This is a genomic window from Stenotrophomonas sp. UBA7606, assembly GCF_002477705.1.
Taxonomy (GTDB): domain Bacteria; phylum Pseudomonadota; class Gammaproteobacteria; order Xanthomonadales; family Xanthomonadaceae; genus Stenotrophomonas.
The window spans coordinates 28,460-29,157 of the sequence record NZ_DLJW01000103.1; the positions used below are offsets into that span (position 1 = coordinate 28,460).

The window sequence follows — 698 nt, forward strand, 5'->3', positions numbered from 1 at the left end:
CTGTCCTCGGACAAGGTCGAGGGCATCTTCGTCAACATCTTCGGCGGCATCGTCCGCTGCGACATGATTGCCGAAGGCATCATCGCCGCGGTGAAGGAAGTGGGCGTCAAGGTTCCGGTCGTGGTGCGCCTGGAAGGCACCAACGTGGAAGAAGGCAAGCAGCTGCTGCGTGACAGCGGCATGGCCATCATCCCGGCTGACAACATCAACGACGGCGCCAAGAAGGTCGTTGAAGCGGTCAAGAACGCCGCCTGATCCACGACACCTAAGGAAATACCAATGAGCGTTTTGATCAACAAGAACACCAAGGTGATCGTGCAGGGCTTCACCGGCCAGCAGGGCACCTTCCACGCCACCCAGATGATCGAGTACGGCACCCAGGTTGTCGGCGGCGTGACCCCGGGCAAGGGCGGCACCACCCACATCGACCTGCCGGTGTTCAACACCGTGGCCGATGCCGTGCAGGCCACCGGCGCTGATGCGTCGGTGATCTACGTGCCGCCGCCGTACGCGGCCGACGCGATCCTGGAGGCCGCTGCTGCCGGCATCAAGGTCATCGTCTGCATCACCGAAGGCATCCCGGTGCTGGACATGCTGCGCGTGGACAACGTGTTGAAGGGCTCGCACCCGGACACCGTGCTGATCGGGCCGAACTGCCCCGGCGTGATCACCCCGGGCGAGTGCAAGATCGGCATCAT

2 pseudogenes are annotated in these 698 nt (G+C 63.3%); both read left to right on the plus strand.

The features are described from left to right. A pseudogene (sucC, locus tag B2527_RS12530) lies at positions 1-255 on the plus strand (succinate--CoA ligase subunit beta); the annotation flags it as partial. A 24-nt stretch (positions 256-279) separates the two neighbouring features. Continuing rightward, a pseudogene (locus tag B2527_RS12535) lies at positions 280-698 on the plus strand (succinate--CoA ligase subunit alpha); the annotation flags it as partial.